Annotated in this window: 1 protein-coding gene; it reads right to left on the bottom strand. The window is 44.6% G+C overall.

The window, feature by feature from the left end:
* Nucleotides 1–543 (bottom strand): outer membrane protein transport protein (locus R7093_RS27545; protein WP_318147318.1); only part of this gene is annotated, 543 nt, incomplete at both ends.

Below are 543 nucleotides of genomic sequence, written 5' to 3' on the forward strand. Positions count from 1 at the left end.
ACATTCATTACTGGTCGCTTTTAGCTCTTTAAAAGTGCTCCAGTCAGTTTGTTGCCAACCGTAATGAATCGCCCATTGGTCGTTCAATTGATGGAATGCAGATAGTTCGATAATAGAAGGAAGCGAAATCTTCAAGCGACCATCAACTTTTGCTGCGGTTGCGATGCCAGAGTCGTAGCTGCTGAATTCACCATCATCAAAATCTAGATCGACTTTAGAACGGTAGCCAAAGCCAAAACGGTTGTTTTCGTTAAGTTCAAATAGGGCACCGACGTTCCAACCCCATGCGAAAGTCTCACCTTCCATGCCAATTAGGTTATCGGATTTACTGCTACCAGAACCAAATAGCGGCGCCAACGCACCTTTATGACGTGTCAGTTCAGCTTCTGCATAAACTAAGTTGATGCCGCCACCAACACTAAATTTTTCGTTGATGAGGTCAGCAACATTTGGATTGATATTGACAGAAAGTAGCGAGGTGTCGCCAGCCATCTCACCCGCAGATATATCATCTGGATAATCTGTTGCAACACCGTAAGTGGT

It is taken from the genome of Vibrio sp. 1580 (assembly GCF_033340055.1).